General features: G+C 56.2%; 10 protein-coding genes and 1 tRNA gene. 2 read left to right on the top strand and 9 right to left on the bottom strand.

Annotation, left to right across the window (positions count from 1 at the left end; genetic code table 11):
• Positions 1–298: 298 nt before the first annotated feature.
• From M2401_RS22845 to thrS, 9 genes are all read right to left on the bottom strand, one after another.
• A tRNA-Pro gene (locus tag M2401_RS22845) sits at positions 299–375 on the bottom strand.
• A 91-nt stretch (positions 376–466) separates the two neighbouring features.
• Positions 467–823 (bottom strand): MerR family transcriptional regulator, encoded by a 357-nt coding sequence (locus M2401_RS22840; RefSeq protein ID WP_259106113.1) that lies wholly within the window; start codon positions 821–823, stop codon positions 467–469.
• Positions 804–1,106 (bottom strand): integration host factor subunit alpha, encoded by a 303-nt coding sequence (gene ihfA, locus M2401_RS22835; protein WP_002553164.1) that lies wholly within the window; start codon positions 1,104–1,106, stop codon positions 804–806. Before ihfA ends, M2401_RS22840 begins: the two co-directional genes overlap by 20 nt.
• A gap of 3 nt (positions 1,107–1,109) precedes the next feature.
• A complete protein-coding gene (gene pheT, locus M2401_RS22830; protein ID WP_259106112.1) occupies positions 1,110–3,488 on the bottom strand; it encodes a phenylalanine--tRNA ligase subunit beta in 2,379 nt (792 codons plus the stop codon).
• Between the two features lie 36 nt (positions 3,489–3,524).
• Positions 3,525–4,541, bottom strand: coding sequence for a phenylalanine--tRNA ligase subunit alpha (pheS, locus tag M2401_RS22825; protein ID WP_259106111.1), 1,017 nt, complete (start codon positions 4,539–4,541; stop codon positions 3,525–3,527).
• Positions 4,542–4,643: 102 nt separating this feature from the next.
• Positions 4,644–5,000, bottom strand: a complete 357-nt coding sequence (rplT, locus tag M2401_RS22820) for a 50S ribosomal protein L20 (protein WP_007905879.1) — start codon at positions 4,998–5,000, stop codon at positions 4,644–4,646.
• 28 nt (positions 5,001–5,028) lie between these two features.
• A complete protein-coding gene (rpmI, locus tag M2401_RS22815; protein WP_002553160.1) occupies positions 5,029–5,223 on the bottom strand; it encodes a 50S ribosomal protein L35 in 195 nt (64 codons plus the stop codon).
• A 60-nt stretch (positions 5,224–5,283) separates the two neighbouring features.
• The gene (gene infC / locus M2401_RS22810; protein WP_259106282.1) at positions 5,284–5,835 is read right to left on the bottom strand and encodes a translation initiation factor IF-3; all 552 of its coding nucleotides are present in this window, start codon (positions 5,833–5,835) and stop codon (positions 5,284–5,286) included.
• Complete coding sequence (gene thrS / locus M2401_RS22805; protein WP_259106110.1) at positions 5,835–7,757, bottom strand: threonine--tRNA ligase; 1,923 nt, start codon at positions 7,755–7,757, stop codon at positions 5,835–5,837. The genes infC and thrS overlap by 1 nt, the downstream gene beginning before the upstream one ends.
• Before the next feature lie 356 nt (positions 7,758–8,113).
• Between thrS and M2401_RS22800 the strand changes: the two genes are divergently transcribed.
• Both M2401_RS22800 and M2401_RS22795 read left to right on the top strand, forming a co-directional pair.
• On the top strand, positions 8,114–8,413 hold the full coding sequence (locus M2401_RS22800) for a hypothetical protein (RefSeq protein WP_259106109.1): 300 nt from the start codon (positions 8,114–8,116) through the stop codon (positions 8,411–8,413).
• Between the two features lie 282 nt (positions 8,414–8,695).
• Entirely contained in the window at positions 8,696–8,908 is a 213-nt protein-coding gene (locus M2401_RS22795; RefSeq protein WP_259106108.1) for a cold-shock protein, read from the top strand.
• Positions 8,909–8,920 lie beyond the last annotated feature (12 nt).

Genomic DNA, 8,920 nt, shown 5'->3' with positions numbered 1-8,920 from the left:
CGTCAGAAAAGAAGGCGCTCATCCGGCATGGATTCATATCGAATCATCGCGCCCCATTGATAGCCTTTTGAACGGATGAAAGGTCTGCTACCAGCGACTTCCCGATTTTTGGCTTGGCCTAGGGTTGACCAATCAGGGCGTGACAGGTCGGGAGCAGTGACAAACCAGTTTTTCCGCCTTGCGAATGTGCCCTAAAGCAATGTGCCCTATATGTGCCCTAATTTCGATCAAAAATTTCACGCACAAAAAAGCCGACCTTGATGATCGGCTTAACTGTCTGATTTTACTCAGAAATATATGGTCGGGACGGAGTGATTCGAACACTCGACCCCTAGCACCCCATGCTAGTGCGCTACCGGACTGCGCTACGCCCCGACTAGGCGTGAATCTGTTGACGCTTGCTGCGAAAACGATCAGGAATATACCCTAAGCTTTTGAATTTTGGAAGTATCTGATTTCGTTTGCGTTATGTACGCAGCAGCACCAAAACGTCTTCCAGTTCGGCGATCATCTGCCGGATCAGTTGCTTGTATTGCAGGGTATCGTCCTTGACCTCGTCGCTGGACAGGCGCAGACGCGCACCGCCGATGGTGAAGCCTTGGTCGTAGAGCAAGGTACGGATCTGCCGGATCATCAGCACATCCTGGCGCTGATAATACCGGCGGTTTCCGCGGCGCTTGACCGGGTTGAGCTGGGGGAACTCCTGCTCCCAGTAACGTAGCACGTGTGGCTTTACGGCACACAGCTCGCTGACTTCACCAATGGTGAAGTAGCGTTTACCGGGAATGGGCGGTAGCTCGTCGTTATGACTTGGTTCCAGCATAAGCCTCAACTCGGGCTTTCAGTTTCTGCCCTGGGCGAAAGGTGACCACACGGCGAGCGGTGATGGGAATTTCTTCCCCCGTCTTTGGATTGCGACCAGGCCGCTGGCGTTTATCGCGCAAGTCGAAATTGCCGAAACCGGACAATTTGACCTGCTCGTTATCCTCCAGAGCATGCCTGATCTCTTCAAAGAACAGCTCTACCAATTCCTTGGCTTCTCGTTTATTCAGGCCTAGCTCTTCGTACAGACGTTCGGCCATCTCAGCTTTCGTCAGAGCCCCCATACGCTACTTCCTTAACGTGGCGTTTAATCTTTCCTCGAGTGAGGTGAGGATCGCATGCGTAGTCGCATTGACCTCATCGTCATTAAGAGTGCGCGAAGGATGTTGCCAGGTCAAGCCAACTGCAAGGCTTTTTCTATGCGGATCAATACCTTTACCCTGATAAACGTCAAATAACCTGAGGTCCGTGAGCCACTCCCCGGCATTTTCGCGAATAACGTCAAGAACCGAGCTTGCTGGAACGTCCAGATCAGCCAGCAATGCCAGGTCGCGGCGCACTTCAGGGAAGCGCGACAGCTCGTGGAATTTCGGCAAACGTCCTGTAACAACTTCGTCCAGGATCAGTTCGAAAACGAAGACCGCACGATCAAGCCCGAGGCTCTTCACCAGCTCAGGGTGCAAGGCTCCGAGGTAACCGACTTCGCGACCATCGCGCTCAATGCGCGCCGTCTGGCCCGGGTGCAGGGCTGGGTGCTGGCCTGGGGTGAACGTGAATTCATCCAGCGCACCGGAAAAGCCCAATACCGCTTCGACGTCAGCCTTGATGTCGAAGAAATCGACAGCATCACGACCTTGCGCCCAGCCTTCCGGCAGACGGCTGCCGCAGATGACGCCCGCCAGCATCGGCTCTTGCTTCAAGCCGTCCAGTTGGCCGACGAAACGCAGGCCGCTTTCGAACAGGCGAATACGATCCTGCTGACGGTTGAGGTTGTGTTGCAGCGCCTTGACCAGGCCCGGCCACAGCGACGAACGCATGGCCGCCATGTCGTTGGAGATCGGGTTGGCCAGCAGCAGCGGCGCGACGCCCGGGTTGAACAGCTCAAACCACTTCGGATCGATGAAGCTATAGGTGATAGCTTCCTGATAGCCACGGGCGACCAGCAGGCGACGCAGCGCAGGTAAACCAGCCCTGGATTCGGCGTTGGCCTGTGGCGCCAGACGCGCTTGCGGGTAACGAACCGGCAGGCGGTTGTAGCCATACAGACGGGCCAGCTCTTCGATCAGGTCGACTTCAAGCGAGATATCGAAACGATGGCTTGGTACTTCGACACGCCATTGTCCGGCGGTTTCGCTGGAAATGGTCAGGCCGAGGGCGGACAGCAGGCGCTCGATTTCGGCGGCATCCATCTGCATGCCGAGCATTTGCTCGATACGCTCGGCGCGCAGGGTCACTGGCGCAATGGAGGGCAGATCCTGCTCGCTGACGGTTTCGATAACCGGACCGGCTTCACCGCCAGTGATTTCCAGCAGCAGGCCAGTCGCGCGCTCCATGGCTTCGCGAGCCAGCTGCCAGTCAACGCCACGCTCGTAGCGGTGCGAGGCATCGGTGTGTAGGCCGTAGGAACGGGCCTTGCCCGCGACAGCGATCTGATCGAAGAAGGCGCTTTCCAGGAAAATGTCACGCGTCGTACTGGAAACACCGCTGTGCTCGCCACCCATGACACCGGCGATGGCCAGGGCACGTTGGTGGTCGGCGATAACCAGGGTATCGGCGCGCAGGCTGACTTCCTGGCCGTCCAGCAGCACCAGCTTCTCGCCCTCTTGCGCCATGCGCACACGAATGCCGCCATTGATCTCGGCCAGGTCGAACGCGTGCAGCGGCTGACCCAGTTCGAGCATGACGTAGTTGGTGATGTCGACGGCAGCGTCGATGCTGCGCACTTCGGAACGACGCAGACGCTCGACCATCCACAGCGGCGTCGGCCGCGACAGGTCGACGTTGCGGATCACCCGGCCCAGATAGCGCGGGCAAGCCTTGGGCGCCAGCACCTCAACCGAACGCACTTCGTCGTGAGTCACGGGCACAGCAGCGATCTGCGGGCGTGTAACCTTGGCGTCGTACAGCGCGCCGACTTCACGGGCCAAGCCGGCCACCGACAGGCAGTCGCCACGGTTCGGTGTCAGGTCGACTTCGATGCTGGCATCGTCCAGCTCCAGGTAAACCCGGAAATCCTGGCCCACCGGCGCGTCAGCCGGCAGCTCCATCAAGCCGTCGTTGCCCTCGCCCACTTGCAGCTCGGACTGGGAGCACAGCATGCCGTTGGACTCGACACCGCGCAACTTGGCTTTCTTGATCTTGAAGTCGCCCGGCAGCTCAGCACCGATCATGGCGAACGGAATCTTCAGGCCTGGGCGCACATTAGGCGCGCCACAGACAACCTGGAAGGTCTCGCTACCATTGCTGACCTGACAAACACGCAGCTTGTCAGCATCAGGGTGTTGTTCGGTGCTCAGCACTTCGCCGACAACCACACCGCTGAAGACGCCGGCGGCCAGCGTCACGCTGTCAACCTCAAGACCGGCCATCGACAGACGAGCAACCAACTCGTCTCGGGAAACCTGCGGGCTTACCCAGCCGCGCAGCCATTGTTCACTGAATTTCATCCTGCTCTCCTGAAAGTTTCGTTATCGACGGGCGACCTAGCGAAATTGCGCGAGGAACCGCAAGTCGTTGTCGAAGAACAGGCGCAAGTCATTGACGCCGTAACGCAGCATGGCCAGACGCTCCACGCCCATGCCGAATGCAAAGCCCTGGAACTCTTCAGGGTCGATGCCGGACATGCGCAGTACGTTCGGGTGCACCATGCCGCAGCCCATGACTTCCAGCCAGCCGGTCTGCTTGCAGACACGACAGCCCTTGCCGCTACACATCACGCATTCCATGTCGACTTCAGCGGATGGCTCGGTGAACGGGAAGTACGAAGGACGGAAACGCACGGCCAGTTCTTTCTCGAAGAACACCCGCAGGAACTCTTCGATGGTGCCTTTGAGGTCGGCGAAGTTGATATCGCGATCAACCAACAGACCTTCGATCTGGTGGAACATCGGCGAGTGGGTGATATCCGAGTCGCTACGGTACACACGGCCTGGGCAGACGATGCGGATCGGCGGCTTGTTCGCTTCCATGGTGCGGACCTGTACCGGCGAGGTATGAGTGCGCAGCAGCATGTTTGCGTTGAAATAGAAGGTGTCATGCATCGAACGGGCTGGGTGGTGGCCCGGGATGTTGAGCGCTTCGAAGTTATGGTAATCGTCTTCGACCTCAGGGCCTTCGGCGATGCCGTAGCCGATGTGGGTGAAGAATTGTTCGATACGTTCCAGAGTCCGGGTAATCGGATGCAGACCGCCAGAAGCCTGGCCACGTCCCGGCAGGGTCACGTCAATACGTTCGGCCGAGAGCTTTGCAGTCAGTTCTGCCTCTTCGAAAGCCGCTTTACGCGTATTGAGAACCTCTGTGACACGCTCCTTGGCTTCGTTGATCAGCGCACCGATTTGCGGACGCTCTTCAGCCGGCAGATTGCCCAGGGTCTTCATCACCTGAGTCAACTCGCCTTTCTTGCCGAGATAGTGAACCCGGATTTGCTCCAGGGCATTGATGTCTTCGGCGCTTTGCACAGCCTCAAGTGCTTGAGAGACCAGCGCGTCCAGGTTTTCCATGTACAGACTCCAGATACGAAATAGGGGAAGAGCTTAAAAGGCTCTTCCCCTATTTATGACGTTTAGCACCGCTCCCCGTGGGGAGCGATGATTGTCGGGGACTTAAGCCAAGGTGGCTTTAGCTTTCTCGACAATCGCAGCAAACGCCGCTTTTTCGTTCACTGCCAGATCAGCCAGAACCTTACGGTCGATTTCGATCGACGCTTTTTTCAGGCCAGCGATGAAACGGCTGTAGGACAGACCGTTGATACGCGCACCAGCGTTGATACGAGCGATCCACAGAGCGCGGAACTGACGTTTTTTCTGACGACGGTCACGGTAGGCGTATTGGCCTGCCTTGATTACCGCTTGCTTGGCAACACGGAATACGCGTGAACGCGCGCCGTAGTAGCCTTTAGCAAGTTTCAGAATTTTTTTGTGACGCTTACGGGCAATGACGCCACGCTTTACACGAGCCATGAGTTACTTCCTCTATTCTTGATCAAAATTAACGAAGGCGCAGCATGCGCTCGACTTTTGCCACGTCAGACGGATGCAGCAAGCTGCTACCGCGCAGTTGACGCTTACGCTTGGTCGACATTTTGGTCAGGATGTGGCTCTTGAAAGCGTGCTTGTGCTTGATGCCGTTAGCGGTTTTCAGAAACCGCTTAGCTGCACCACTTTTAGTCTTCATCTTTGGCATGTTCGGATACTCCGCATTCAGTTGATAAACATAACCGCAAGGCCTGCCGTGCCCTGGTGGTTATTTCTTCTTTTTCGGGGCGATGACCATAATCAGCTGGCGTCCTTCCATCTTAGGATGCTGTTCGACGGTCCCGTATTCGAGCAGGTCACCTTCAACCCGCTTCAACAGTTCCATACCCAGCTCCTGGTGGGCCATCTCACGACCGCGAAATCTCAACGAGATCTTGGCCCTGTCCCCGTCACTCAGGAAACGTACCAGGTTGCGTAGTTTTACCTGGTAATCCCCTTCCTCCGTCCCTGGACGAAACTTGATTTCTTTTACCTGAATCTGCTTCTGGTTTTTCTTTGCCGCAGCAATCTGTTTCTTCTTCTCGAAGATCGATTTACCGTAGTCCATCACACGACAGACTGGCGGGATTGCATCGGCAGAGATTTCTACCAGGTCGAGCTTGGCTTCTTCAGCAATACGAAGCGCTTCATCAATCGAGACGATGCCAATCTGCTCGCCGTCAGCGCCAATTAACCGAACCTCGCGTGCCGAGATATTCTCGTTGATCGGGGCCTTCGGTGCAGCTCGTTTATCTTGTCTCATTTCACGCTTAATAATAATTACTCCGAATCTTGGCGACCACGCCGGGAAACCGCTTGAGCGAGGAACTCAGCGAATTGGGCGACCGGCATCGAGCCAAGGTCAGCGCCTTCACGAGTACGCACAGCGACAGTTTGCGTTTCAACCTCCCGATCTCCGATAACGAGGAGATAGGGAACCTTGAGCAAAGTATGCTCGCGGATTTTAAAGCCGATCTTTTCATTTCTCAAGTCGGACTTGGCACGAAATCCGCTTTCCGACAGAGTTTTTTCTACGTCAAGGGCAAAATCTGCCTGTTTATCAGTGATATTCATGATCACTGCCTGCGTAGGCGCCAGCCAGGCCGGGAACGCACCTTCGTAGTGCTCGATCAAAATCCCGATGAAACGCTCGAAGGAACCGAGAATTGCACGGTGCAACATGACCGGATGCTTACGACCGTTATCTTCCGAAACATACTCGGCGCTCAAACGGATCGGCAGGTTGAAATCGAGCTGCAGGGTACCGCACTGCCAGACACGACCCAGACAATCCTTCAGCGAAAACTCGATTTTCGGACCGTAGAAAGCGCCCTCGCCCGGTTGCAGCTGATAAGGCAGACCGGCGCTATCCAGCGCAGATGCCAGAGCAGCCTCGGCGCGATCCCACAGCTCGTCGGAACCCACGCGTTTCTCAGGACGAGTCGACAGCTTGAGCTCGATATCCTTGAAGCCGAAATCTGCGTACACATCCAGAGTCAGCTTGATGAAAGCTGCCGACTCGCTCTGCATCTGCTCTTCAGTGCAGAAGATGTGCGCGTCGTCCTGAGTAAAGCCACGCACACGCATGATGCCGTGCAACGCACCCGACGGCTCGTTACGGTGGCAGGCACCGAACTCGGCCAGACGCAAAGGCAGCTCGCGGTAGCTCTTCAGGCCCTGATTGAACACCTGCACATGGCAAGGGCAGTTCATCGGCTTGATGGCGTAGTCGCGGTTTTCGGACTGCGTGGTGAACATGTTCTCGGCGTAGTTGGCCCAGTGCCCGGACTTCTCCCAGAGCGAACGGTCAACCACTTGCGGCGTCTTGATTTCCAGATAGCCGTTTTCGCGCTGAACCTTGCGCATGTACTGCTCGAGCACCTGATACAGGGTCCAGCCCTGTGGGTGCCAGAACACCATACCCGGCGCTTCTTCCTGGGTATGAAACAGACCCAGGCGCTTGCCGATCTTGCGATGGTCGCGCTTTTCAGCTTCTTCGATACGCTGGATGTAGGCAGCCAGTTGTTTCTTGTCAGCCCAGGCGGTGCCGTAGACACGCTGCAGCTGTTCGTTCTTCGCATCGCCGCGCCAGTAGGCACCGGACAGCTTGGTCAGCTTGAACGATTTCAGGAAACGGGTATTCGGCACGTGCGGACCGCGGCACATGTCGACATATTCTTCGTGATAGTACAGGCCCATGGTTTGCTGATCGGGCATGTCTTCGACGAGGCGCAGCTTGTAGTCCTCGTGACGGGCGGTGAACACCTCGATCACTTCGGCGCGCGGCGTGACTTTCTTGATCACGTCGTAATCTTTCTCGATCAGCTGCTGCATGCGCTGTTCGATCGCAGCCAGGTCGTCCGGAGTAAAAGGACGCTCATAGGCGATGTCGTAGTAAAAACCTTCGTCGATCACCGGACCGATGACCATTTTCGCAGTCGGGTACAGTTGCTTGACGGCGTGACCTACCAGGTGAGCGCAGGAGTGACGGATGATTTCCAGTCCTTCCTGATCCTTGGAGGTGATGATTTGCAGGGTTGCGTCGCCATCGATCATGTCGCTGGCGTCGACCAGTTGGCCGTTGACCTTGCCGGCGATGGTCGCCTTGGCCAGGCCTGCGCCAATGGAAAGCGCAACATCGGCTACGGATACAGAATGATCGAACGAACGCTGACTGCCGTCGGGAAGAGTAATAGTTGGCATGGCGCCTCCTCTCCTAGTGGTGACCCCTACCAAAGGTCACATGGGTTGGGATGAGCCAGTATTGATCCGGTGGTATACCCGCCTCACAGTGGCAGGAGCCTTGCGGCCAACCTTGAACCGAACCAGATGACTGGAATTCAACGAAACTTCACTACGCGGGGCTGGCGAATCTTCAGCCATACGCCACGAGTAAAATCAAGGACGCGCATCCTATCACAGCTCTGGCGTTACACATGCATACATAAATCAATCAAAACACAGGCATTTCGCACGCAGAGTGAACCGTCGGGGCTATTGACCGTCAGACCTTGTGAGAATCCTGCCCTGCAAGGGGCACATTTGAACAAGGAGAACGCATGAACACATTCCGTCTTCTCGCCCTGCTCGCCCCTGTGGCACTGGTCCTGCCATTGAGCGCCAACGCCGCCATGGACAAGGCGACCCGGGATAACTTCACCCAGAACTGCATGGCCGCCGCCAGCCAGAAGCTTGATGCCAAAGCGGCTCAGGCCTACTGCACCTGCGGCGCCAACTCGGTGAACAAGCATTTCTCGGACGCCGAAATCAAGACCCTCAGCGCCTCAGCCACGCCTCCGGATGCATTAACCACCCGCTTGAGGACGGCAGTGACTGAAGACTGCGCCAAAGGAAAGTAACAAAATATTTTCCGACGCCCGACAGCACTTGTCGGGCGCATGCCTGTTTACTGGAAAGTGGCTGCAGGCCTTGAATTGCTTGAGGTGCAGCTGCGGTCTGGTTCGCGCGAATAGCGTATCGACCTGAAAACAAACAGCGATAATTTCGCAATATTATCTACCAGTGCGCAAACTGCTAAGCGAAATGGCTCTACTTCGACACATTTGGACTATGATAGCCCGGTGTGCCTATCGGCCTGAGCAGCACGCACTACTGAAAAATTATGTTTTTGGAGATACACCATGTCTAATCGCCAAACCGGCACCGTAAAATGGTTCAACGATGAAAAAGGCTTCGGCTTTATCACTCCACAGGGTGGCGGTGACGACCTGTTCGTACACTTCAAGGCTATCCAGAGCGACGGTTTCAAAAGCCTGAAAGAAGGCCAGACTGTTTCTTTCGTAGCTGCTAAAGGCCAGAAAGGCATGCAGGCTGAGGAAGTAAAAGTAGTCTGATCATTCAGATGC

It is taken from the genome of Pseudomonas sp. JUb42, assembly GCF_024807945.1.
GTDB lineage: Bacteria > Pseudomonadota > Gammaproteobacteria > Pseudomonadales > Pseudomonadaceae > Aquipseudomonas.
This window is presented reverse-complemented; position numbering and strand designations above follow the sequence as displayed.

What these genes read in the sequence shown, in the direction of transcription:
- M2401_RS22840 (WP_259106113.1), bottom strand. Translation starts at nt 823, where the DNA reads ATGCTGGAACCAAGTCATAACGACGAGCTACCGCCCATTCCCGGTAAA.
- ihfA (WP_002553164.1), bottom strand. Translation starts at nt 1,106, where the DNA reads ATGGGGGCTCTGACGAAAGCTGAGATGGCCGAACGTCTGTACGAAGAG.
- pheT (WP_259106112.1), bottom strand. Translation starts at nt 3,488, where the DNA reads ATGAAATTCAGTGAACAATGGCTGCGCGGCTGGGTAAGCCCGCAGGTT.
- pheS (WP_259106111.1), bottom strand. Translation starts at nt 4,541, where the DNA reads ATGGAAAACCTGGACGCGCTGGTCTCTCAAGCACTTGAGGCTGTGCAA.
- rplT (WP_007905879.1), bottom strand. Translation starts at nt 5,000, where the DNA reads ATGGCTCGTGTAAAGCGTGGCGTCATTGCCCGTAAGCGTCACAAAAAA.
- rpmI (WP_002553160.1), bottom strand. Translation starts at nt 5,223, where the DNA reads ATGCCAAAGATGAAGACTAAAAGTGGTGCAGCTAAGCGGTTTCTGAAA.
- thrS (WP_259106110.1), bottom strand. Translation starts at nt 7,757, where the DNA reads ATGCCAACTATTACTCTTCCCGACGGCAGTCAGCGTTCGTTCGATCAT.
- M2401_RS22800 (WP_259106109.1), top strand. Translation starts at nt 8,114, where the DNA reads ATGAACACATTCCGTCTTCTCGCCCTGCTCGCCCCTGTGGCACTGGTC.
- M2401_RS22795 (WP_259106108.1), top strand. Translation starts at nt 8,696, where the DNA reads ATGTCTAATCGCCAAACCGGCACCGTAAAATGGTTCAACGATGAAAAA.